Genomic DNA, 23116 nt, shown 5'->3' with positions numbered 1-23116 from the left:
ACAGATTATTTTCTAAAAAATAGACAAATTGTCCCTCTATCTAGAAAAGAAGTGTTATAATAGTATTATAAAACGTTTTCAAGAGGATAAGACGATGGAAAAAGAAGTCATTGATTATGGAAAAGTAACAGGTATGGTCCATTCAACTGAAAGTTTTGGAGCTGTTGATGGGCCTGGTATCCGTTTCATTGTCTTTTTACAGGGTTGTAAAATGCGTTGCCAATATTGCCACAATCCAGATACATGGGCAATGGAAACCAATAATTCAAGAGAGCGAACGGTTGAAGACGTTTTGCAAGAAGCGCTTCGTTATCGTGGCTTTTGGGGTAAAAAAGGTGGGATTACAGTAAGTGGTGGTGAAGCTCTTTTGCAGATTAATTTTGTGACTGCACTTTTTACCAAAGCTAAAGAATTGGGAATTCATTGCACTTTAGATACTTGTGCGATGCCGTTCCGCAATACACCAGAGTATCTCAAAGTTTTTGATCGCCTGCTTGAAGTGACAGATTTAGTGTTGCTGGATATTAAAGAAATCAATGATGCCCAGCATAAATTTGTGACAGGGCACACCAATAAGAATATTTTGGAATGTGCAAAATATCTGTCTGATAAAGGTGTTCCAATGTGGATTCGCCATGTTTTGGTTCCAACGTTGACAGACCGTGATGACGACTTAAAAGAATTAGGTGAGTTTGTCAAAACGTTAAAAACAGTTGATAAATTTGAAGTGCTACCTTATCATACAATGGGAGAATTTAAATGGCGTGAATTAGGAATTCCTTATCCATTAGAAGGTATTAAACCACCAACTGCTGACCGAATAAAAAATGCCAAAGAACTCATGAAAACCGAATCCTATACAGAGTATATGAATCGCGTGCACAATAGTTGATACAAAAAAGTGAGAGGTTGATGAGCACTCAAGGAGTTAGCTAGAAAAGCTGACAATTGGGTGCTTTTCTATCACTCTCTTTGTGAAAATCTTAAAATTGTGCTAAAATAGGATGTATAAAAAGTTTATGAGGTACTATCATGTCTAAAATTTTAGTTTTCGGTCATCAAAATCCAGATTCAGATGCGATTGGTTCAGCTGTAGCCTTTGCTTACCTTGCACGTGAGGCTTATGGATTGGATACAGAAGCGGTTGCTTTGGGAGAACCAAATGAAGAAACAGCGTTTGTCTTGGATACTTTTGGTGTAAAAGCACCGCGTGTGGTGACATCTGCAAAGGCAGAGGGAGTTGAGCAAGTTATTTTAACAGACCACAATGAATTTCAACAATCTATTTCTGACATTGCAGAGGTAGAAGTGTATGGCGTTGTGGATCACCATCGTGTGGCAAATTTTGAAACAGCTAGTCCACTTTATATGCGTTTGGAGCCTGTCGGTTCAGCTTCTTCTATCGTTTATCGCATGTTTAAAGAATCTGGCGTAGCTGTACCAAAAGAACTCGCAGGACTAATGCTCTCAGGTTTGATTTCGGATACTCTTCTTTTGAAATCACCTACTACACATCCAAGTGATAAAGTCATTGCTCCAGAATTAGCTGAATTGGCTGGTGTGAATTTGGAAGAATACGGTTTGGCTATGCTTAAAGCTGGAACGAACTTAGCAAGTAAATCTGCCGAAGAATTGATTGATATTGATGCTAAAACATTTGAATTAAACGGAAATCAAGTTCGTGTGGCACAGGTCAACACAGTTGATATTGCAGAAGTCTTGGAACGCCAAGCTGAACTGGAAGCAGCTATTGAAAAAACAAACGCAGCCAATGGTTATTCTGACTTTGTTTTAATGATTACTGACATTGTCAATTCAAACTCGGAAATCCTGGCAATCGGTCGCAATATGGACAAGGTAGAAGCAGCTTTCAATTTTGTTCTTGAAAATAACCACTCTTTCCTTGCTGGCGCTGTTTCTCGTAAGAAACAAGTCGTTCCGCAATTAACAGAAAGTTTTAATGCTTAAGAATAGAATAAAAAGGGAGTTTCGGCTCCTTTTTTGATACAATAGTTCTATGAAAATTCAAGATTTACAAAATGGGGATTTGCTTTTTGTGTCCAGCCAATCTGATATAGCAGAAGCTATTCAGCGATCAACTGGGCGGTATAACCATGTGGCAATCTTTTTTGACGGCTGGATGTACCATGCGACAAGTGAACAGGGTGTCATGAAGCAGCCGATAGAGGTATTTTTACAGGACGATGAATGCTATGATGTCTATGTTTTCCCTGATATAGATGTGAAAGCTGTCTGGAAAAGAGCAGAACAACACCTTTACAAGCCTTATAACAATAGCTTTTATCCAAATACGACAGGTTTTTACTGTTCTGAATATATTGCGGAAGTCCTCCCCATTTTTGAAACCATTGCTATGCAGTTCGGTGATGAAGATGAGGAAGTTGCTCCTTTTTGGCAGCAGTATTACAAGGAATTGGGGCTAGCTGTTCCTCTTCATCAGCCGGGAACCAATCCTAGCCAATTGGCTCAATCCGAAAAATTAGTTTACAAAGGAAGATTAGATGATTAAAGTAATCAATCCCAGTCGTTTGACACATCAGCCCTTTTTTCATGAATTGATAAATTACTTAGATCAACATGACGATGTTACTTTGCGAGAGATAAAGCGTGAGTTTGCAAATTTTCCCAATATTGATCGCTCTATAGAGGATTATATCAAGGCAGGCTATGTGCTTCGGGAAAATAAACGCTATCATCAAAGCGTTCCTCTGTTGGAAAATGTGACGGCTTTGTCTTTGGATCAGGAAGTCTTTGTGCGAGATGACAGTCCTCTTTATCAAGAATTGCTGAATATGCGTTTTGAGACGCATTTAACCAATCAAACAAACCAAGCTATTTTAGTAGAAAAAACGGATTTTCTCAGAGAGCAGTTGACGCTTTCCAATTATTTTTATAGGTTGAAACAACAATATCCATTGATCAATCAGCAACAAAAACTCTATGATTTGGTAGGAGATGTAAATCCTGAGTATGCTCTAAAATATATGACGACCTTCCTCTTAAAATATGGTCGCAAAACTGAGCTGATGCAGAAACGGCGTGATATTTTTGTAGATGCTCTAGTGATTTTAGGTTATATTGCGCCTAACGAAGCAGGGAAATATGAATTAAAATTGGATTTTGATAAGGAAACATTGACCTTTCGTGTAAAGGAAGCATTAGATAAATTATAGAATAATAAAATTTTAAGATTTTTTTGATAAATTTATAGGTATAAGAGTTAAATTTAGCAAGATTTGGTAATCACTAAATCGTTTCGTTGCATGAAAGGAAGGTATCGTGAATCTTTTAGAAAAAATTCGTCCGTCTCAGCCGTTGAAGTATTTGAAATGGTTTGATATTGTCATTGTGACAGCTCTGCTATTTGGACAATTTATCTATCGCTCAACGGAACTTTATCTTGCGAGCTTGTCACCGTCCACTACGGCAGCAGTAACAGGTACAGCTAGTAAAACAGCAAGTGACGGAGCAGCTTATGTTAGCAACCTAGAATGGCAGCTCCTTATGTTAGCTTTGACGATAGCTTACTTAATACTTCGCCGTTTTGATTTTAAGCAGTTGCCGATTCGTCTATCGTGGTCGGTACTCTTTTGGGTTCCCTTTATCTTTGCGGTGATGGGGATTTTGGCAGACACGGTGACAACCCTTAGCGGAGAATATAATTATTTTAATCCGCAATTATGGAAATACATTGATCTGTTAGAAATTTTCCGTAAATTTACTGATTTGACACCGATGCTGATTCTCTATGCTTTGCTCAACGGCTTTTACGAAGAATTTTTCTTCTTGGGGCTATTGACCTCAGTAAAAGACAAATATAAGTGGTGGGTTCTTCTTTATTCGACAATTATTCGTGTCTCTTTCCATACCTATCAGGGGATGCTCTGGGCGCTGACGATTGGTGTTGGTTTTGGACTTCTCTATTATTTCCTTTACAAATACAAGGTTAAAAATCTCTTGCCTTTCTTCCTCGTACATGCTCTTGCGGATATGTATGGATCAAGTCTAATGTATGTTTTGATTAGTTGGAGAAAATAAAATCATAAAGCAAGATTTTGATTTCTAAAGAATTGTGCATTTCTATTTGTTAGTATAAATTTGTAATTTTTCTTCAATAATTAAAGGTCGAAAACGTTTGTCTCGACCTTTATTAGTTTCTATAAATATTTTTCTGCAATCGCATAATCACCTGGATAGTTAGCTTTTTTACCATTTATAATTTGGTAGCAATCAGCGCCTTTGCCTGCTAGAATGACAGCATCGCCTTTTTTACTAGTTAAGCCAAGGGCTTTTTTAATAGCTTCTTCGCGGTCAGTAATCATATCAACATCAAAGGATATGTAAGAAGCAATTTCTTTGGCAATGGCAATTGGATCCTCGTAATTTGGATCATCTGCGGTTAAAATCACCATTAATTCTGGATGTTGATTGATTAGTAGACCAAAATCTTTGCGGCGACTTTCGCCCTTATTTCCAGTTGCACCGAGCACCAAAACAATCCTACCTTTTTGATGCTCTTGCACAACCGATAGGAGATTGGCGAGACTGACACCATTGTGTGCGTAATCCACAAACACTTTGGCACCATTTTGTTGGGTCAGCACTTCCATACGTCCAGGGACACGCGTAGCAGCAATGCCTTTTTTTATATCAGAAATAGTGGCACCTAAGCGTAGACAGGCAAGGCTAGCAGCAAGTGCATTTTCTTGGTTAAAACGTCCGATTAGCTGAATGTCAAATTTTTCTGTGAGGATTCCGCTTGTTTCAAAAGAAAAGGCTTGCGAATGATGAATTTGATTGTCTGAATGCTGTCCGTAGAAATCATGCTCCATGGAAGCAACTTGCTCAGCCAAAACTTCAAAATGGTCCATTTCGCTATTAACGACAACAGCTCGGCTATTTTCCATGAGGAGTCGCTTATGATAAAAATAATCTTCAAATGTCGGATGTTCAATTGGTCCGATATGATCAGGGCTGATATTAAGGAAAACACCAACGTCAAAGGTCAAACCATAAACCCGCTTTTTCAGATAAGCCTGACTGGAAACTTCCATGATGAGATGAGTCCGTCCATTTTCAACAGCTGTCGCCATCATTTTGAACAAATCCAAGCTTTCCGGTGTTGTCAAAGCAGATTTGAAGAAATGTTCTCCATCAAGCGTCGTGTTCATGGTAGACAAGAGAGCTGGCTTATGACTTTGTTGGAGGATATGATAGGCAAAATAAGCAGACGTTGTCTTTCCCTTAGTTCCTGTAAATGCGAGCAGTTTGAGTTTATCTTGTGGATTTCCATAAAATTCCATGGCAAGAAGGCTCATGGCTTGCTTTACGTCGTTGACTAGAATCACCGGAATAGTTACTTCAAAATCCGTCTCACTGACATAGAACTGTAAGCCTGATTCAACAGCTTTTTCCAAAAATTCTTTTTTAAAATTGTCACCTTTGACAAAGAAAAGAGTGGAAGCATCCACTTCACGGCTGTCGTAGCTGATATTATCAAATGTGAAATCAGTAGCTCTATAAAGGAAATGTCCCTTGTCGATAATCTCGCGGAAATTGTAATCGTTTTTTAAAATGTTTAATGCGTTTTCAATTGTTATCATATTTCTATTGTAAACTTAATGGCGAAGTTTTACAAGCGGAAAGGAAAAGTTTATAATAAGATGAGACTATTTTTAGAGGTTATGTATGGACCAACAAACAACAAATCAACAAAAGCAAATGCTTCTAGGGACAGCTTGGCTGACAGCTAGTAACTTTATCAGCCGTTTTTTAGGGGCAATTTATATCATTCCTTGGTATATCTGGATGGGAAAGCATGGTGCAGAGGCCAATGGTTTGTTTACCATGGGATACAATATTTATGCTTGGTTTCTTCTGATTTCCACGGCAGGTGTACCTGTCGCAGTCGCCAAGCAAGTTGCTAAATACAATACAATTGAGCAAAAAGATCATAGTTTTACTCTCATTCGTGAATTTTTGAAATTCATGCTCTTGTTGGGAGTCATTTTTGCAGTGATCATGTATCTCTTATCACCGTTCTTTGCGCGTGTGTCAGGAGTTGGGAAAGAGCTGATTCCAGTTATGCAGAGTCTGTCGTGGGCTGTGCTAGTATTTCCAGCCATGAGTGTTATTCGTGGATTTTTCCAAGGTTTTAACAATTTGAAACCGTATGCCATGAGCCAGATTGCCGAGCAGGTCATTCGTGTGATTTGGATGCTGCTTGCAACATTTTTCATTATGAAATTGGGCTCTAAAGATTATGTTGCTGCAGTGACCCAATCTACTTTTGCAGCCTTTGTCGGTATGTTTGCCAGTATGGCGGTTTTGGTTTATTTTCTTTGGAAAACCAATCTCTTGACATCTATCTTACACAAACCGGCTAATAGTGCTGAAATCAACAGCCGTGCTTTGCTGGTGGATACGATTCGTGAAGCCATTCCTTTTATCATCACGGGTTCTGCTATTCAGCTTTTCCAAATCATTGACCAGATGACATTTATCAATACGATGAAATGGTTCACCAATTATAGCAATTCTCAGCTGGTGGTTATGTTCAGTTATTTCTCTGCTAATCCAAATAAGATTACCATGATTTTGATTGCAGTAGCAACTTCGATCGGCGGTGTGGGGATTCCTTTGCTGACAGAAAACTATGTCAAAGGTGATTTAAAGGCGGCTGCGCGCTTGATTCAAGATAATTTGAGTATGTTACTGCTGTTTCTTTTACCAGCAACGATTGGTTCCGTCTTAGTAGCCCGTCCTTTGTATACGATTTTCTACGGACAACCAGATAGTTTAGCTTTGGGGCTCTTCATTTTTGCTATGTTACAGACGCTTATTCTTGGTGTCTATACTGTCTTGTCGCCAATGATTCAGGCGCTTTTTCAAAATCGTAAAGCAATTATCTATTTTGGTTACGGAGTTCTTGTTAAGCTCATTTTGCAAATTCCATTTATTTATCTGTTTAGGGCCTATGGACCGCTTCTGGCAACGACAATTGGACTCATCGTTCCAATCATTCTGATGTACCAACACATTCGTCAAGTAACTGGGCTCAATCAAACCATTCTCTTCAAACGGAGTTTGTTGATTGGAATTTTAACGGCAGTTATGGCTCTTTTGATTGCCATTGTGGAAGTCGTACTTGGCTTTGTCTTTCATCCAAGTGGACGCATTTCGAGTATGCTTTATTTGGTTATCATTGGTGGCTTGGGCATGGCTATTTATGGAGCAATGGCTTTGCGAGTCCGTTTGTTAGACCGCTTTATTGGTGAGAAAGCTCAAACCTTACGTCAAAAATTTCATATTCATTAAAAGGCCGAAAGGCTTTTTAATATTGTAGAAAAATTATAAAAATTAAGCTATAATGAAAATAGCTATTCTTGCAATCAAGTTCTATAATTTTTTGAATAGTCAGTATAGTTTAAAATTATATCTAGCTCTTGAAAAGAACAAAACACAGTATTTTCGTAAGATGTTACAATAGAATCACTTAGAATAATAAAGGTTGATTGATTCTATTTCGATCTTATGGAGGTTATTTATTATGGATAAAAAGTTACAATTAGACACGATTTTAGCTCATGCTGGTATTAAAACAGATGAAGCAACAGGTGCCTTGACAACACCTTTGCATTTTTCAACGACCTATCAGCATCCAGAATTTGGAAAATCCACTGGATATGACTATACGCGCACGAAAAACCCAACGCGAAGCAGCTTGGAAAAGACGTTAGCAGCCATTGAGCATGCGGATTATGCATTAGCTACGAGCTCAGGAATGAGCGCCATTGTTTTGGCTTTTAGTGTTTTTCCAGTTGGAAGCAAGGTTCTAGCAGTTCGTGACCTTTATGGCGGTTCTTTTCGCTGGTTTCATCAAGTGGAGCAAGAAGGGCGCTTTCACTTTACATATGCAAATACGGAAGAAGAATTACTTGCGGCTTTAACAGAGGATATAGATGTGGTGTATCTAGAAACCCCGACGAATCCGTTAATGCTTGAGTTTGATATTGCGGCTATTGCAGAAAAAGCTCATGCAAAAGGTGCAAAGGTTATTGTAGATAACACATTTTATACTCCAATCTATCAACGTCCTTTGGAAAATGGAGCGGATCTTGTGCTACATTCAGCAACTAAGTACTTAGGAGGACATAATGATGTTCTGGCTGGTGCTCTTATGACGAGTGACAAAGAGCTTTATAAGAATCTATTCTACAATCTCAATACGACAGGAGCTGTCTTATCTCCATTTGATAGTTATCTCTTGCTTCGAGGTTTGAAAACTTTGTCTCTACGTATGGAGCGTTCAACAAAAAATGCACAAGCTGTAGCAGCTTTTTTGAAAGATTCGCCAGCAGTAAAAGAGGTTCTCTATCCGGGAAAGGGTGGCATGATTTCCTTTAAAGTAAAGGATGAAGCAGTTATTCCACATTTGCTAAATACGCTAAAAGTCTTTACCTTTGCAGAAAGCTTGGGGGGAGTAGAAAGCTTGATTACTTATCCTGCGACACAAACACATGCAGATATTCCAGCTGACGTGCGGAAATCCTACGGTTTAACAGATGACTTATTGCGTTTATCCATTGGAATCGAAGACAGCCAAGACTTAATCACAGATTTAAAATTTGCTTTGGAGGTATAATATGAGCAAATACAATTTTCAAACAGCACCGAATCGCTTATCTCACCACACTTATAAGTGGAAAGAGACAGAGACAGACCCTCAATTACTGCCGGCGTGGATTGCAGATATGGACTTTGAGGTCATGCCGGAAGTAAAAAATGCGATTCATGACTATGCAGAGCAGTTGGTTTATGGCTATACTTATGCGAGTGATGAGCTACTCCAAGCGGTGTTGGATTGGGAAAAGAGCGAACATCGGTATTCGTTTGATAAGGAAGATATCGTTTTTGTAGAAGGTGTTGTGCCAGCTATTTCTCTTGCGATTCAAGCCTTTACCAAAGAGGGAGACGCTGTTTTAATCAATTCTCCTGTTTATCCACCTTTTGCTCGTAGCGTTCGCTTAAACAATCGAAAATTAGTATCTAATTCTCTCAAAGAAGAAAACGGTTTGTTTCAAATTGACTTTGAGCAATTGGAAAAAGAGATTGTCGAAAATAATGTGAAATTGTATCTTCTTTGCAGTCCGCACAATCCCGGAGGACGTGTTTGGGAAAGAGAGGTTTTGGAAAGAATCGGTCATCTTTGTCAAGAACACCAGGTTATCTTGGCATCAGATGAGATTCATCAAGATTTGACCTTGTTTGGTCATGAGCATGTTTCCTTTAATACCATTTCACCTGATTTTAAAGAATTTGCCATCATACTGTCTAGTGCTACCAAGACCTTTAATATTGCAGGCACTAAAAATTCCTATGCTGTTATTGAAAATCCTGCATTGCGTGCACGGTTTAAACGTCAGCAGCTTGCCAATAACCACCATGAAGTGTCAAGTTTAGGGTACATTGCGACAGAAACGGCCTATCGTTATGGCAAGCCTTGGTTAGTGGCACTAAAAGCTGTTTTAGAAGAAAATATTCAATTTGCGGTGGATTATTTTGCCAAAGAAGCTCCGCGTTTAAAAGTAATGAAACCACAAGGGACCTATCTGATATGGCTTGATTTCAGTGCCTATGGTTTGACAGATGATGAACTTTTTGCTTTGTTGCATGACCAAGCCAAAGTCATTCTCAATCGAGGAAGTGATTATGGAAAAGAGGGGGAGTTGCATGCAAGATTAAATATTGCAACACCAAAACCCTTAGTAGAAGAGATTTGCAAGAGAATCGTGCATTGTTTGCCACAATAAGAATGAAAAGAAATTTCCAGAAACAGCCATTTGGGGTTGACAATCATTCTTAAGTGGAGTATAGTTAGTATGAAAAATCGGTAGGTGAGGCTACCATAGGGATACGGATGACTACCGCAAAGTAGTGGAGACACTACGCGTTGGTTAGCAGTTGAGATCGCTAAGGTTTCGACTAATGTCATTTCATCGCCCTACGGAGTTAAAGCTTGAACGGTAACACAAGACATACAGTCCTGCCATGTTTTTTCATGGTAGGATTTTAGTGTTTTGAACTGATTTTTTAAAAGGAAAACCGCAAGGGAAAGGAGTGAGGAATATGCCAAATGATGATCACCCGAGTCAACAGAAAACCAGTCGATTGCCATATCTGAGCATTCCTCATGCTCCCTTTGGAATCGACTCTAGCAAATGAAGGAATCTGAGATCAATAGAAATATTACAGCTCAGATAGTCTTAGATAGAGGAGAAAATCAGTGAAAACAGCAAAAGAAAGATTAACAGATGCTCTTCGTATGTCTGTAGGGGACACGATGACCTTTTTCAACACTTCCAGAGCAGGACTGACAGAAGAGCAAGTTGAAGAAAATCGCGACTTATATGGCGAAAATGAATTGACAAAAGGGCAAGAAGATTCAATTTTTAAAAAGATTTATGAGTCCATTATCAATCCCTTTACCGTTATTCTCTTACTCATTGCATTGGTGTCTTTGGTGACCAATGTTTGGCTGGCAAAGCCAGGGCAAGAAGACCCGACGACATTTATCATCATCGTTGTCCTTGTCTTGTTGTCTGGTAGTATTCGCTTTGTGCAAGAATTGCGGAGCGACAAAGCAGCCAGCAATCTTTCACGTATGATTGTCAATACAGTGACAGTCGTCCGTGAGGGAAAAGAGCAAGAAATTCCGATTACAGAATTAGTAGTAGGAGACATTATCCGCTTGAGTGCAGGAGATATGCTACCAGCAGATGTGCTAATCTTAGATTCGCGCGACTTCTTTGTGCAACAGTCAGGTTTGACAGGTGAAAGTGATGCTGTTGAAAAAATGGCGCTGGATAAATGTGAGACAAAAGAAACAGATAGCTTGCTTGAGTCTGAAGCACTTGCCTTTATGGGAACCAATGTAATCTCTGGTCGTGCCATTGCTCTTGTTCTGGTCGTTGGAGACGATACCAAGATGGGTGCTATTGAGCAAACGCTCAATACGTATGACGAACCAACTTCATTTGAGCGGGAAATGAACAGTATTTCGTGGCTGCTCATTCGTCTCATGCTGGTACTTGTGCCCGTTGTCTTTTTCATCAATGGTCTGACAGACGGAGATTGGTTGGAGGCTGGTGTATTTGCACTTAGTGTCGGTGTTGGTTTGACACCAGAAATGCTGCCTATGGTCATCACTGCAAGCTTGGCTAAGGGTTCTATTCTTATGGCAAAAGAAAAAGTTGTCATCAAGAAACTCAATGCCATTCAAGATTTGGGAGCGATTGATATCCTTTGCACGGATAAAACAGGTACATTGACGCAAGATGAGATTGTCTTGGAATATCCGCTGGATATTCATGGAGAGCTTGATTTAGCCGTTCTTCGCAGGGCTTATCTTAATTCGTATTACCAAACAGGGCTAAAAAACCTAATGGATCGTGCTATTATCAATCGGACAGAAAAAGAAGCTGAAAAGCATGAAATCGTTCGGAACTTGGACCAAACTTTTAAGAAAATTGATGAATTGCCTTTTGATTTTGAACGCCGCCGCATGAGTGTGCTGGTTCGAGATGATGAAAATGTCGTTAGCATGGTAACAAAAGGTGCTTTGGAAGAAATGTTAGCCATTTCAAATTATGTCGAAGACAAAGGGGAAATCCTTCCTTTGACGGAAGAAATTCGTCAAGAAATTTTAGCAGAAGTTGCACAGTTAAATGAACAAGGACTGCGTGTGCTGGGCGTCAGCTATCGCTCAGACTTAGATGCTGACTATGAATACACAGTAGAAGATGAGTCTGATATGATTTTGACGGGTTATCTTGCTTTCCTTGACCCGCCAAAACCTTCTGCAGCGCCTGCTATCAAGGCTTTAACAGAATATGGTGTTGCCACCAAAATTTTGACAGGGGACAATGAAAAAGTCACAGAAGCGGTCTGTGAGAAAGTTGGTTTAGATGCAGAACATATCCTACTTGGCTCTGTGATTGAAACGATGTCAGATGACGAATTGAGTAAGGTGGTTGAAACCACAACTGTTTTTGCAAAATTATCTCCTGACCAAAAAGCGCGTATCATTTTGCAGCTGAAAGCAAATGGGCATAAGGTTGGCTATATGGGAGACGGCATCAATGATGCACCTTCTATGAAAGTAGCTGATGTAGGGATTTCAGTTGATACAGCTGTCGATATTGCTAAAGAAACAGCTGATGTTATCCTGTTAGATAAGGACTTGTTGGTGCTTGAAAAAGGCTTGGTGGAAGGTCGCAAAGTCTATGCTAATATGACCAAATATATCAAGATGACAGTCAGTTCCAACTTCGGGAATATCTTTTCCTTGTTGATTTCAAGTATTTTCCTACCATTTTTGCCTATGGCACCGATTCATTTGATTGTGTTGAATTTGGTCTATGATATTTCTTGTATCGCTTTGCCGTTTGACAATGTCGACTGTGAATTTTTACAAAAACCGCGCATTTGGAGTGCAAAATCCATTACTCGTTTCATGGCTTGGATTGGTCCAATCAGTTCTATTTTTGACTGTATGACCTTCTTGATTTTGTTCTTTATCGTTGCACCGATGATGACAGGTTCTGTTTATCATCATGGGATGTCTAGCGAATTCATCACCATTTTCCAAACAGGTTGGTTTATTGAGTCCATGTGGACGCAAACCATGGTTATCTATATGCTGCGCTCACCTAAACTGCCATTTATTCAAAGCAGACCGGCTTTGTCTGTAGTTATGACAACGCTAGCAGCCGTGTTCTTTGTAACCTTATTGCCCTACGGTCCTTTTTCAGCACTTTTAAAAGTGGCTCCATTAAACGGTACTTATTTCTTATTCTTAATCCTTGTCATGATTTTATATATGGCAAGTGTTACGTTTGTGAAGCATCTTTATATTAAGAAATACCATGAATGGTTGTAAGCAATTGACAATCTTTGAAAAGGCTTGTTTGTCACGAGCCTTTTTTATGTTTTTTTGATATAATAAGAAGAATAAATTGAAAGAAGGAAAACCAATCATGGAAAAATTTCAAGTGATCGCACATCCGCTCATTCAGCATAAATTGTCTATCTTACGTCGTACGGATACCTCTACTAAGGCTTTTCGTGAGTTAGTAAATGAAATTGCTATGCTGATGGGCTATGAAGTTTTACGTGACTTACCATTAGAAGATGTGGAAATTGAAACGCCGATTACAAAGACGGTTCAAAAACAATTGGCTGGTAAAAAATTAGCCATTGTTCCAATCTTACGTGCAGGTATCGGTATGGTGGATGGTCTTTTGAGCCTTGTGCCAGCTGCTAAAGTTGGACATATTGGTATGTATCGCGACGAAGAAACCCTAAAACCAGTTGAGTACCTCGTGAAGTTACCAGAAGACATTAGCCAACGTCAAATCTTTGTGGTGGATCCAATGCTGGCGACAGGTGGATCTGCCATTTTAGCCATTGATTCATTGAAAAAGCGCGGAGCGCACAATATTAAATTTGTCTGCCTTGTTTCAGCGCCAGAAGGTGTGAAAGCTTTACAAGAAGCTCACCCAGACGTAGAAATCTTTACAGCGGCCCTTGATGATCACTTGAATGAAAACGGCTATATCGTTCCAGGATTGGGAGATGCAGGAGATCGTCTTTTCGGTACAAAATAATGAGTTTTATGTTTGACCTTTTTTGACCAAAAGACTATAATAGTCTCATATTTGAAAAATCTCACTAAAAATTGTTAGTCAGATTAAATATCAGATGAAAAGGAGAATACAATGATTCCTGTAGTTATTGAACAAACAAGTCGTGGGGAACGTTCCTACGATATTTACTCACGCTTATTAAAAGATCGCATTATTATGCTGACAGGTCCTGTTGAGGACAATATGGCTAATTCTATTATTGCGCAATTGCTTTTCCTTGATGCACAAGATAATACTAAAGATATTTATCTTTACATCAATACGCCAGGAGGTTCTGTATCGGCGGGTCTAGCGATTGTCGATACCATGAACTTCATCAAATCAGATGTTCAAACAATTGTCATGGGGATGGCTGCTTCCATGGGAACTATTATTGCTTCAAGCGGTGCTAAAGGCAAACGCTTCATGTTGCCGAATGCAGAATACTTGATTCACCAACCAATGGGTGGAACTGGTAGCGGTACGCAACAAACCGATATGGCGATTGCAGCTGAGCATTTGCTGAAAACTCGGAATAACTTGGAGAAAATCCTTGCGGATAATTCAGGGAAAACCATTAAGCAAGTACATAAAGACGCAGAACGCGATTATTGGATGAGCGCTCAAGAAACCTTGGATTATGGTTTCATTGATGAAATTATGGCAAATAATAATTTAAACTAGTCATTTGTTTATTACTGTATGAAAAATGTCCTCTGATGGGCATTTTTTTGATATACTTATAAATGATAAAAATAAATTAGAAAGAAAATTCATGTTTAAAAAAGAAGAACGCACAGGGATAATTGTGTATTTATATTATAATCGAGATGTGAAAAAAATAGAAGCTATTGGGGACATTGTCTATCATTCTAAAAAGCATCGTTACCTCCAGCTGTATGTAGATACTGTGCAAGTAGATCGTATTGTTGAGAAACTATCTAAAGAAAAATATGTCAAACAAGTACGAGTCTGCCATATTCAAGAATTAGACACAGACTTTGTTGGAAGTCTGTTTAGAGATAAAGAAAACGTAAACATATAAAAAAATCTCATTTACCACTTGACAATTGTCAGATAATTCGGTATATTCTTAACATATCATTTCGGAACGAGGAGATAAGAATATGAAGAAAAAATTTGCTCTATCATTTGTTGCTCTTGCAAGCGTTGCCCTTCTTGCCGCTTGTGGGGAAGTAAAGTCAGGTGGTTCCAATGCAACTGGTACAAAAGTTGCTGACAAGACCATTAAAATTGGATTCAACTTTGAAGAAACTGGTGCAACAGCAGCATACGGGACAGCTGAACAAAAAGGTGCCCAACTGGCTGTTGATGAAATCAACAAAGCCGGTGGTATTGACGGCAAGAAACTTGAAGTTGTTGACAAGGATAATAAATCTGAAACAGCAGAAGCAGCTTCTGTCACGACTAACTTGGTAACCCAATCAAAAGTAAATGCAGTCGTAGGACCTGCAACTTCTGGTGCAACAGCAGCGGCAGTTCCCAATGCGACAAAAGCAGGTGTCCCTTTGATTTCTCCTAGTGCGACACAAGACGGTTTGACGAAAAATCAAGAATACTTATTCATCGGAACTTTCCAAGACAGTTTCCAAGGGAAAATCATTTCTAAATATGTTACAGAAAAGTTAAAAGCGAAAAAAGTTGTACTTTATACAGATAACTCAAGTGACTATGCTAAAGGTGTTGCAAAAGCTTTCCGTAATGCCTACAAAGGTGAGATTGTTGCAGATGAAAAGTTTGTCGCTGGTGATACTGATTTCCAAGCAGCTCTTACCAAAATGAAAGGCAAAGATTTTGATGCCATTATCGTACCTGGATATTATACAGAAGCTGGTAAAATTGTAAACCAAGCGCGTGGTATGGGCATTGATAAGCCAATCGTTGGTGGTGACGGCTTTAATGGCGAAGAATTTGTCCAACAAGCAACACCAGCTAAAGCTTCAAATATCTACTATATCTCAGGCTTCTCTTCAACAGTTGATGTCTCAGATAAAGCAAAGAAATTCCTTGAAGCTTACAAAGCTAAATACAACAATGAAGAACCTTCAACATTTGCAGCACTAGCATACGATTCAGTTTATCTTGTTGCTAATGCTGCCAAGGGTGCGAAAACATCTGTTGACATCAAAGACAATCTTGCTAAGACAAAGAATTTTGAAGGTGTAACAGGTGATACCAGCTTTGATAAGAATCATAACACTGTTAAAACAGCCTTTATGATGGCCATGAACAATGGGAAGGTCACAGCAGCTGAAACGGTTAAGCCATAATCATTTGCAGGATTGCTTAAAATATATTTTATAGTGTATAAAAGAGTAACTATTTATGGTAAGCATCGTAGATAGTTACTTCTCTTTATACGGGTTAAAAGAAAAGAGGCGGGACAAAAGTCTTAGTCTTAAAAATATGTTTCATTAAGGTTTGTAAGACATAGTGATTGATTGTTAGATATGTTTTAAGCTGTTGAAAAGTAATCAACTGTGAAGTAAGAGCTACAAGGCTTGACGGTCTCTTTTGCTCAAACTTAGAATAGATGAGTGAGAAAAATCATTTTTTTGAAATGATGACTTGACTCGCTCTTTTTTCACGATAGATAAGAAAATGTGAACAATCACATAGTTCTTTCTTCTATACTATAATTAGAAAGTGTGGTGGCCATGCTCCAACAACTTGTTAATGGTCTAATTTTAGGGAGTGTCTATGCTTTGCTCGCTCTCGGCTATACCATGGTTTATGGAATTATCAAACTCATCAACTTCGCTCATGGAGACATTTATATGATGGGCGCTTTTATGGGCTATTTCCTGATTAACTCTCTTCATCTTAATTTTTTCCTTGCCTTGATTTTGGCGATGGTTGGGACAGCAGCTTTAGGCGTGCTGGTCGAGTTTTTGGCTTATCGTCCATTGAGAAATTCAACTCGGATTGCAGCTTTGATTACTGCGATTGGTGTTTCATTTTTCTTGGAATATGTGATGGTCTATTTTGTGGGGGCCAATACTCGTTCGTTCCCACAAGTGATTGAAACGGTTCGTTATAATTTTGGTCCGATTAGTCTCACAAATATCCAATTGATGATTTTGGTCATTTCCTTAATCTTGATGGTGTTATTGCAAGTCATTGTTCAAAAGACCAAAATGGGAAAAGCGATGCGGGCAGTTTCGGTCGATAGCGATGCGGCGCAACTAATGGGAATTAATGTCAATCGTACGATTAGTTTCACTTTTGCTTTGGGTTCGGCTTTGGCAGGAGCGGCAGGTGTGCTCATTGCGCTTTATTATAATTCCCTTGAACCATTGATGGGAATGACTCCAGGGCTGAAATCGTTTGTTGCTGCAGTTCTTGGTGGGATTGGCATTATCCCTGGAGCAGCATTGGGAGGTTTTGTCATTGGTTTGTTAGAAACCTTTGCAACAGCTTTTGGTATGTCAGATTTCCGTGATGCGATTGTGTATGGTATTTTAATCTTAATCTTGCTTGTTCGTCCTGCAGGTATTCTTGGTAAGAATGTGAAAGAGAAGGTATAGGCTATGAAAAAGAATGTAAAAGTAAATATTTTATGGTTTGTGCTCCTTCTTGCAGGGTATGGTTTGATTGCCTTACTTGTCAGCGCTGGAGTTTTGAATGATTTTTATCTACAAATCTTACAACAAATTGGCATTAACATTATTTTAGCAGTAGGTTTGAATTTGATTGTCGGTTTCTCAGGTCAATTTTCTCTGGGACATGCAGGTTTCATGGCAATTGGTGCTTATGCGGCTGCAATTATTGGTTCGAGATCTGCCACCTATCCTGCCTTTTTTACGGCTATGGTGTTAGGGGCGTTGATTGCAGGGGCAGTGGCTTTGATTGTTGGGATTCCTACTCTTCGCTTGAAAGGCGATTATTTAGCGATTGCAACGCTTGGGGTCTCTGAAATCATTCGCATTTTAATCATTAACGGTGGTGATTTGACCAATGGAGCTGCGGGTATCTTGGGTATTCCTGCCTTTACCAATTGGCAAATGGTATATTTCTTTGTAGTTATTACAACTATTTTGACCATCAATTTTTTGCGGAGCCCAATTGGACGAGCAACCTTATCAGTTCGTGAAGATGAAATTGCAGCAGGGTCTGTAGGAGTCAACACTACTAAAATTAAAGTGGTTGCGTTTGTCTTCGGAGCTATAACAGCTAGTATTGCAGGCTCACTTCAGGCGGGATTTATCGGCTCTGTTGTGCCGAAAGATTATACCTTCATCAATAGTATCAATGTCTTGATTATCGTGGTCTTTGGTGGTCTTGGTTCTATGACGGGAACCGTTGTTGCAGCGATTGTCTTGGGAATTTTAAACATGGTACTTCAAAACGTAGCAAGTATTCGGATGATTATCTATTCTCTTGCTTTAATTTTGGTGATGATTTTTCGTCCAGGAGGACTTCTTGGTACATGGGAATTAAGCCTCTCACGCTTCTTTAAAAAAGATAAGGAGGTCAACTAATGGCGCTTCTTGATGTAAAAAATCTAACAAAAAATTTCGGCGGGCTGACTGCTGTTGGCGATGTGACCTTGGAGCTGAATGAGGGCGAATTAGTCGGTCTCATTGGTCCAAACGGTGCTGGAAAAACAACTTTGTTTAACTTACTGACGGGTGTTTATGAGCCAAGTGAAGGAAGCGTAACCTTGGATGGGCATTTGCTCAATGGCAAGGCTCCTTATAAGATTGCTTCCTTAGGACTCAGTCGGACATTCCAAAATATTCGCTTGTTTAAAGATTTGACAGTCCTAGAGAATGTCTTGATTTCTTTTGGAAATCACCACAAAGCACATGTTTTTGCTAGCTTCTTTCGTTTGCCAGCTTTTTATAAAAGTGAAGCAGCATTGCGTGAGAAAGCATTGGAATTACTAAAAATCTTTGACCTAGACGGTGAAGCAGAAACGCTTGCTAAGAATTTAGCTTATGGACAACAACGTCGTTTGGAAATTGTGCGTGCTCTAGCAACAGAACCCAAAATTCTCTTTCTTGATGAGCCTGCTGCGGGAATGAATCCACAGGAAACAGCAGAATTGACAGAGTTAATTCGTCGCATAAAAAATGAATTCCAAATCACAATCATGCTGATTGAGCATGACATGAGTTTAGTCATGGAAGTGACGGAACGAATTTATGTATTGGAGTATGGTCGTTTGATCGCACACGGAACTCCTGACGAGATCAAAAATGATAAGCGTGTTATCGAAGCCTATCTAGGAGGTGAAGCCTAATGTCTATGCTAAAAGTTGAAAATCTTTCCGTCCATTATGGCATGATTCAGGCTGTCCGAGATGTCAGCTTTGAAGTCAACGAGGGCGAAGTTGTTTCTCTCATCGGTGCCAATGGTGCCGGAAAAACCACGATTCTTCGGACCATTTCAGGACTGGTTCGTCCAAGTGCAGGAAAAATTGAGTTTCTAGGAAATGAAATTCAAAAAGTTCCTGCTCAGAAAATTGTAGCAGCAGGGCTTTCTCAGGTACCCGAAGGACGCCATGTTTTCCCAGGCCTGACTGTTTTGGAAAACCTAGAAATGGGTGCTTTCTTAAAAACAAATCGCGATGAAAATCAAGCAAATCTAAAAAAAGTCTTCTCACGCTTTCCGCGTTTAGAAGAACGTAAAAATCAAGATGCTGCAACTCTTTCTGGAGGTGAGCAGCAGATGCTTGCTATGGGACGAGCTCTTATGTCTACTCCAAAACTTCTGCTTTTAGATGAGCCTTCAATGGGACTGGCTCCTCTCTTCATTCAAGAAATTTTTGATATTATTCAAGATATTCAAAAACAAGGCACAACTGTTCTATTGATTGAGCAAAATGCCAATAAAGCCCTCTCAATTGCCGACCGTGGCTACGTTTTAGAAACAGGAAACATCGTGTTGTCTGGCACAGGAAAAGAATTGCTCGCTTCCGATGAAGTCCGCAAGGCTTATCTTGGTGGGTGAAAAAGGAGAAAGAAGTGGTTTTCTACTTCTTTTTTATTCACTAATAGTATTCTTGAAAACATAAGCAAGTACCTTGAAAGCGTTTGAAATAAACTAGAAAATACAGTATAATAGAACTGAAAAATCAGAGATAAAGGAGATTTCCATGGCAGTTAAAGATTTTATGACGCGAAAAGTGGTGTATATTAGCCCAGACACGACAGTAGCGCATGCGGCGGATATTATGCGTGAGCAGGGATTGCACCGGCTTCCTGTTATTGAAAATGACCAATTGGTTGGTCTGGTGACTGAAGGAACGATTGCCGAAGCAAGCCCTTCAAAAGCAACGAGCTTATCCATTTACGAGATGAATTATTTGCTAAACAAGACAAAGATTAAAGACGTCATGATTCGTGATGTGGTGACGGTGTCACAATTTGCTAGTTTGGAAGATGCTACTTACTTGATGTTGAAAAATAAAATTGGCATTTTGCCAGTGGTGGACAATCAGCAAGTATACGGCGTCATTACAGATCGTGATGTTTTCAGAGCCTTTCTTGAAATTGCTGGCTATGGTGAAGAAGGCATTCGCGTGCGTTTCATTACAGAAGATGAAGTCGGCGTGTTGGAGAAGATTGTGCATTTGATTGTCGAAGAAAATCTCAATATCTCTAACGCTGTTAATATTCCACGCAAAGATGGCAAAGTTATCATTGAAGTTCAAATTGATGGTAATGTGGATTTGCCGGCTTTAAAAGCGAAATTTGAAGACAAAGGCATTCAGGTAGAAGACATTACCCGTACTTCAGCAAAAGCATTATAAGACAACAAAAAACGCATGAGAGCAGTTCATTTAACTGTGTTCATGCGTTTTTTTATAATGGGAGCAAGATTATTTCTGAATCGGTTGCTTATTGACATCTAAGGTAAAGCCTTCACCAAGGATTTCATGGGCATCTGTAATGGTAATAAAGGCATGTGGATCGACGCTATGAATAACTTTTTTCATGGATTGCATTTCGTTTCGTCCAACGACGCAGTAAATGAGTTTCAAATCATTCTCGCTGTAGTAGCCTTGCCCATTGATGAAAGTAATTCCACGACCGAGATCTTCATCAATTTTCTTTGCCAATTCTTCTGGACGGCTAGTAATAACCATGAAGCCCTTGCCGGCATAACCGCCTTCACCAATCAAGTCAATCACTCGTGAAGCGATAAAGACAAAAATCAAGGTATAAATCACTAGGCGAACATCTTTAAAAACAAGTATAACGAAAATAAGGACGCAGAAGTCTACAGTAAACATCAATTTTCCCATGGAGATATTCGTATACTTGTTAGCGATTCGAGCAATAATATCGGTACCACCAGTCGTACCACCGGCATTGAAAACAATTCCTAGTCCAACGCCAGCAATAATCCCTGTCAGAAGCGTCACAATCACGAGGTCGCCTTCAAGGTTAATCACGAAAGGAATTTTTTCAAATATCGCCAGCCAAGCAGAAACGGCAAAAGTCCCTAAAATACTAGAGTACAAAAGCCGCGTTCCAAAAATTCTCCAAGCAATAATGAAAAGAGGAATGTTGATGATGAGATTCATCAGTGAAACAGGAATCTTAAAAAGATAGTATGTAATGAGTGTCACACCAGTTGCGCCTCCCTCATACAAATGATTCGGAATAATCAGATAATTGATTGCAAAAGCAAAAATTCCAGCTCCTAGAATAATCGTTAGATAGTTTTTAAACTTAGACATGATAACCTCCTAATAATTTCTGTACATTCTATTGTATCAAATCTTGAAAACTTATGTATCATTTTGAAAAAATTTTTTTAAACTTTTTCTGGCAATGATTTTTCTGGAGTTTTTTGTTAAAATAGAAAGGAGAAAAAGGAAGAAATGAGTTAGTATGTCAAAAGGAATATTCATCTCTTTAGAGGGACCAGACGGTGCAGGAAAAACAAGTGTTTTAGAAGCCTTGATTCCCATTTTAGAAGCAAAAGGGCAGGCGTTTGTCACAACGCGTGAGCCTGGTGGAGTGGCAGTTGCGGAGAAGATTCGTGATGTTGTTTTAGATCCGAAGCATACGGAAATCGATGAAAAAACGGAATTGCTCCTTTATATTGCCAGTCGCAGGCAACATTTGGTGGAACGTATTTTGCCTGCTTTAGATCGTGGTGAAATGGTGCTGGTGGATCGCTTTATTGATAGTTCGGTGGCGTATCAAGGTTTTGGTCGAGGTCTGAAGGTGGCTGATATTGATTGGCTGAATGATTTTGCGACCGACGGTTTGAAGCCAGATTTGACCCTTTATTTTGATATTGAAGCAGAGGAAGGCTTGGCTCGTATTGCTAAGAGCAAAGAGCGTGGTGCGGACCGTTTGGATCGTGAAAGTGTGGAATGGCATCAGCGCGTGCGTGAGGGATATTTGTCTATTCTTGAAAAAGAGCCAAATCGTGTGAGAAAGATTGATGCCAGTCAGCCATTAGAAAAGGTCGTCGCAGATACTTTAGCAGTATTGGCAGAACGAGTTGAGAGTTTAAGATGAAAATAGAAGAATTAGCTCGGTTACAGCCAGTCTTGTTTGAGCGTTTTGAACAAATTTTACAGCAGAATCGTCTGAATCATGCTTATCTGTTTACAGGAGCTTTCGGTAGTTTTGAGATGGCTCAATGTTTAGCTCAGAGTTTGTTTTGCACTAATAAAAATGGTGTCTTGCCTTGTGGAGAATGCCGAAATTGTCGTTTGATTGAGGAAGAGGATTTTTCAGATGTGACGGTTGTTCGACCAATCAATAATATCATAAAGACAGAGCGAGTCAGAGAATTGGTACGCAATTTTTCGCAGTCTGGATTTGAGAGCAACAAGCAAGTGTTTATCATTTGTGATGCGGACAAGATGCATGTCAATGCAGCTAATTCGCTGTTAAAGGTCATTGAAGAGCCGCAAAGTGAAGTGTATATTTTCTTGTTGACAGCGGATGAAAATCTTATTTTGCCCACGATTAAAAGCCGAGCGCAGCTATTTCATTTTCCAAAAAATCAAGCCTATTTGCTTGAAAAATTGGAGCAGACTGGGCTGATAAAGACACAAGCAGAATTGTTAACTGCTTATAGTCAAACAGAAGAAGAAGCCATGCGTTTGGCAGCTAGTCCAGCTTTTTTTGACTTGGCAGCAGAATGTGATTGTTTTGCATCGCTTTGCTTAAACCGAAAAGAGACTGCTTATTTGCAGGTTGCGAAGTTGGCTAGTCTGGCAGATGATAAGGAAAAGCAAGAACAGGCTTTGAAACTCTTGGAGCTTCTCTTTGCAAAAGAAATGCAAACAACATGTGGACGCTTCTATTTAGAAGGTATATTTACAGCAAGAAAAATGTGGCGAGCCAATGTTAGTTTTCAAAATGCACTAGAATATATGGTGTTACAAGAAAGAGAATGATGTGCTACGTTGGCAC

At 39.4% G+C, this 23116-nt stretch carries 22 protein-coding genes and 1 riboswitch; of the genes, 20 read left to right on the top strand and 2 right to left on the bottom strand.

The features are described from left to right. The first annotated feature begins 94 nt into the window (after positions 1-94). From pflA to HMPREF2634_RS08320, 5 genes are all read left to right on the top strand, one after another. On the top strand, positions 95-892 hold the full coding sequence (pflA, locus tag HMPREF2634_RS08340) for a pyruvate formate-lyase-activating protein (protein ID WP_021001391.1): 798 nt from the start codon (positions 95-97) through the stop codon (positions 890-892). A gap of 140 nt (positions 893-1032) precedes the next feature. Next, a complete protein-coding gene (locus tag HMPREF2634_RS08335) occupies positions 1033-1968 on the top strand; it encodes a manganese-dependent inorganic pyrophosphatase (protein ID WP_021001392.1) in 936 nt (311 codons plus the stop codon). 49 nt (positions 1969-2017) lie between these two features. Continuing rightward, positions 2018-2530, top strand: coding sequence for a YiiX/YebB-like N1pC/P60 family cysteine hydrolase (locus HMPREF2634_RS08330; protein ID WP_021001393.1), 513 nt, complete (start codon positions 2018-2020; stop codon positions 2528-2530). Then, positions 2523-3194 (top strand): DUF1803 domain-containing protein, encoded by a 672-nt coding sequence (locus tag HMPREF2634_RS08325; protein ID WP_003025659.1) that lies wholly within the window; start codon positions 2523-2525, stop codon positions 3192-3194. Before HMPREF2634_RS08330 ends, HMPREF2634_RS08325 begins: the two co-directional genes overlap by 8 nt. Before the next feature lie 106 nt (positions 3195-3300). Then, complete coding sequence (locus tag HMPREF2634_RS08320; RefSeq protein ID WP_003025656.1) at positions 3301-4059, top strand: CPBP family intramembrane glutamic endopeptidase; 759 nt, start codon at positions 3301-3303, stop codon at positions 4057-4059. Positions 4060-4178: 119 nt separating this feature from the next. Here HMPREF2634_RS08320 and HMPREF2634_RS08315 read toward each other — a convergent pair whose 3' ends face one another. Next, positions 4179-5624 carry a UDP-N-acetylmuramoyl-L-alanyl-D-glutamate--L-lysine ligase gene (locus tag HMPREF2634_RS08315; protein WP_021001394.1) on the bottom strand — a complete coding sequence of 482 codons (1446 nt, stop codon included), beginning with the start codon at positions 5622-5624 and terminating at the stop codon, positions 4179-4181. Positions 5625-5709: 85 nt separating this feature from the next. Here HMPREF2634_RS08315 and HMPREF2634_RS08310 point away from each other — a divergent pair, with 85 nt between their 5' ends. The 13 genes from HMPREF2634_RS08310 (at position 5710) to HMPREF2634_RS08250 (ending at position 20484) form a co-directional block, all read left to right on the top strand. After that, positions 5710-7338 carry a putative polysaccharide biosynthesis protein gene (locus HMPREF2634_RS08310; RefSeq protein WP_021001395.1) on the top strand — a complete coding sequence of 543 codons (1629 nt, stop codon included), beginning with the start codon at positions 5710-5712 and terminating at the stop codon, positions 7336-7338. 232 nt (positions 7339-7570) lie between these two features. After that, positions 7571-8665 (top strand): cystathionine gamma-synthase, encoded by a 1095-nt coding sequence (locus HMPREF2634_RS08305; protein ID WP_021001396.1) that lies wholly within the window; start codon positions 7571-7573, stop codon positions 8663-8665. 1 nt (position 8666) lies between these two features. After that, positions 8667-9833: a MalY/PatB family protein gene (locus HMPREF2634_RS08300; protein WP_021001397.1), complete on the top strand. Its 1167-nt coding sequence runs from the start codon at positions 8667-8669 to the stop codon at positions 9831-9833. Between the two features lie 69 nt (positions 9834-9902). Then, positions 9903-10055, top strand: a riboswitch (M-box (ykoK) riboswitch). A gap of 251 nt (positions 10056-10306) precedes the next feature. Further along, positions 10307-12961 carry a magnesium-translocating P-type ATPase gene (mgtA, locus tag HMPREF2634_RS08295; protein ID WP_003025641.1) on the top strand — a complete coding sequence of 885 codons (2655 nt, stop codon included), beginning with the start codon at positions 10307-10309 and terminating at the stop codon, positions 12959-12961. Positions 12962-13058: 97 nt separating this feature from the next. Next, positions 13059-13688 (top strand): uracil phosphoribosyltransferase, encoded by a 630-nt coding sequence (upp, locus tag HMPREF2634_RS08290; protein ID WP_003025639.1) that lies wholly within the window; start codon positions 13059-13061, stop codon positions 13686-13688. Positions 13689-13775: 87 nt separating this feature from the next. Continuing rightward, complete coding sequence (locus tag HMPREF2634_RS08285) at positions 13776-14390, top strand: ATP-dependent Clp protease proteolytic subunit (protein WP_223349572.1); 615 nt, start codon at positions 13776-13778, stop codon at positions 14388-14390. A gap of 91 nt (positions 14391-14481) precedes the next feature. Then, positions 14482-14751, top strand: coding sequence for a DUF2129 domain-containing protein (locus HMPREF2634_RS08280; protein WP_003025630.1), 270 nt, complete (start codon positions 14482-14484; stop codon positions 14749-14751). Positions 14752-14833: 82 nt separating this feature from the next. Next, entirely contained in the window at positions 14834-15997 is a 1164-nt protein-coding gene (locus HMPREF2634_RS08275) for an ABC transporter substrate-binding protein (protein WP_003025628.1), read from the top strand. A gap of 387 nt (positions 15998-16384) precedes the next feature. Then, positions 16385-17254, top strand: a complete 870-nt coding sequence (locus tag HMPREF2634_RS08270) for a branched-chain amino acid ABC transporter permease (RefSeq protein WP_024052038.1) — start codon at positions 16385-16387, stop codon at positions 17252-17254. Between the two features lie 3 nt (positions 17255-17257). Then, positions 17258-18208 carry a branched-chain amino acid ABC transporter permease gene (locus HMPREF2634_RS08265; RefSeq protein ID WP_021001401.1) on the top strand — a complete coding sequence of 317 codons (951 nt, stop codon included), beginning with the start codon at positions 17258-17260 and terminating at the stop codon, positions 18206-18208. Continuing rightward, on the top strand, positions 18208-18972 hold the full coding sequence (locus HMPREF2634_RS08260; RefSeq protein WP_021001402.1) for an ABC transporter ATP-binding protein: 765 nt from the start codon (positions 18208-18210) through the stop codon (positions 18970-18972). The genes HMPREF2634_RS08265 and HMPREF2634_RS08260 overlap by 1 nt, the downstream gene beginning before the upstream one ends. Further along, positions 18972-19682 (top strand): ABC transporter ATP-binding protein, encoded by a 711-nt coding sequence (locus tag HMPREF2634_RS08255; RefSeq protein ID WP_003032369.1) that lies wholly within the window; start codon positions 18972-18974, stop codon positions 19680-19682. The genes HMPREF2634_RS08260 and HMPREF2634_RS08255 overlap by 1 nt, the downstream gene beginning before the upstream one ends. A 145-nt stretch (positions 19683-19827) precedes the next feature. Next, on the top strand, positions 19828-20484 hold the full coding sequence (locus HMPREF2634_RS08250) for a CBS domain-containing protein (RefSeq protein ID WP_003025613.1): 657 nt from the start codon (positions 19828-19830) through the stop codon (positions 20482-20484). A 69-nt stretch (positions 20485-20553) separates the two neighbouring features. Here the strand turns inward: HMPREF2634_RS08250 and HMPREF2634_RS08245 are convergent, their stop codons facing one another. Beyond that, positions 20554-21417: a YitT family protein gene (locus HMPREF2634_RS08245; protein ID WP_003025610.1), complete on the bottom strand. Its 864-nt coding sequence runs from the start codon at positions 21415-21417 to the stop codon at positions 20554-20556. Positions 21418-21571: 154 nt separating this feature from the next. On the opposite strand from HMPREF2634_RS08245, the gene tmk reads away from it, so the two are divergent. Continuing rightward, positions 21572-22210 carry a dTMP kinase gene (tmk, locus tag HMPREF2634_RS08240; RefSeq protein ID WP_057489585.1) on the top strand — a complete coding sequence of 213 codons (639 nt, stop codon included), beginning with the start codon at positions 21572-21574 and terminating at the stop codon, positions 22208-22210. Beyond that, the gene (locus tag HMPREF2634_RS08235; protein WP_021001404.1) at positions 22207-23100 is read left to right on the top strand and encodes a DNA polymerase III subunit delta'; all 894 of its coding nucleotides are present in this window, start codon (positions 22207-22209) and stop codon (positions 23098-23100) included. The genes tmk and HMPREF2634_RS08235 overlap by 4 nt, the downstream gene beginning before the upstream one ends. Positions 23101-23116 lie beyond the last annotated feature (16 nt).

The organism is Streptococcus sp. HMSC034B03 (genome assembly GCF_001838575.1).
Taxonomy (GTDB): domain Bacteria; phylum Bacillota; class Bacilli; order Lactobacillales; family Streptococcaceae; genus Streptococcus; species Streptococcus anginosus.
This window is presented reverse-complemented; position numbering and strand designations above follow the sequence as displayed.

Bases quoted from the DNA above. Each gene is read 5' to 3' on its own strand.
- HMPREF2634_RS08300 (WP_021001397.1), top strand. From the start codon at position 8,667: ATGAGCAAATACAATTTTCAAACAGCACCGAATCGCTTATCTCACCAC.
- tmk (WP_057489585.1), top strand. From the start codon at position 21,572: ATGTCAAAAGGAATATTCATCTCTTTAGAGGGACCAGACGGTGCAGGA.
- HMPREF2634_RS08250 (WP_003025613.1), top strand. From the start codon at position 19,828: ATGGCAGTTAAAGATTTTATGACGCGAAAAGTGGTGTATATTAGCCCA.
- HMPREF2634_RS08330 (WP_021001393.1), top strand. From the start codon at position 2,018: ATGAAAATTCAAGATTTACAAAATGGGGATTTGCTTTTTGTGTCCAGC.
- upp (WP_003025639.1), top strand. From the start codon at position 13,059: ATGGAAAAATTTCAAGTGATCGCACATCCGCTCATTCAGCATAAATTG.
- HMPREF2634_RS08265 (WP_021001401.1), top strand. From the start codon at position 17,258: ATGAAAAAGAATGTAAAAGTAAATATTTTATGGTTTGTGCTCCTTCTT.
- HMPREF2634_RS08310 (WP_021001395.1), top strand. From the start codon at position 5,710: ATGGACCAACAAACAACAAATCAACAAAAGCAAATGCTTCTAGGGACA.
- HMPREF2634_RS08325 (WP_003025659.1), top strand. From the start codon at position 2,523: ATGATTAAAGTAATCAATCCCAGTCGTTTGACACATCAGCCCTTTTTT.
- HMPREF2634_RS08255 (WP_003032369.1), top strand. From the start codon at position 18,972: ATGTCTATGCTAAAAGTTGAAAATCTTTCCGTCCATTATGGCATGATT.
- HMPREF2634_RS08275 (WP_003025628.1), top strand. From the start codon at position 14,834: ATGAAGAAAAAATTTGCTCTATCATTTGTTGCTCTTGCAAGCGTTGCC.
- HMPREF2634_RS08335 (WP_021001392.1), top strand. From the start codon at position 1,033: ATGTCTAAAATTTTAGTTTTCGGTCATCAAAATCCAGATTCAGATGCG.
- HMPREF2634_RS08260 (WP_021001402.1), top strand. From the start codon at position 18,208: ATGGCGCTTCTTGATGTAAAAAATCTAACAAAAAATTTCGGCGGGCTG.
- HMPREF2634_RS08235 (WP_021001404.1), top strand. From the start codon at position 22,207: ATGAAAATAGAAGAATTAGCTCGGTTACAGCCAGTCTTGTTTGAGCGT.
- HMPREF2634_RS08315 (WP_021001394.1), bottom strand. From the start codon at position 5,624: ATGATAACAATTGAAAACGCATTAAACATTTTAAAAAACGATTACAAT.
- HMPREF2634_RS08305 (WP_021001396.1), top strand. From the start codon at position 7,571: ATGGATAAAAAGTTACAATTAGACACGATTTTAGCTCATGCTGGTATT.
- HMPREF2634_RS08270 (WP_024052038.1), top strand. From the start codon at position 16,385: ATGCTCCAACAACTTGTTAATGGTCTAATTTTAGGGAGTGTCTATGCT.
- pflA (WP_021001391.1), top strand. From the start codon at position 95: ATGGAAAAAGAAGTCATTGATTATGGAAAAGTAACAGGTATGGTCCAT.
- HMPREF2634_RS08245 (WP_003025610.1), bottom strand. From the start codon at position 21,417: ATGTCTAAGTTTAAAAACTATCTAACGATTATTCTAGGAGCTGGAATT.
- HMPREF2634_RS08280 (WP_003025630.1), top strand. From the start codon at position 14,482: ATGTTTAAAAAAGAAGAACGCACAGGGATAATTGTGTATTTATATTAT.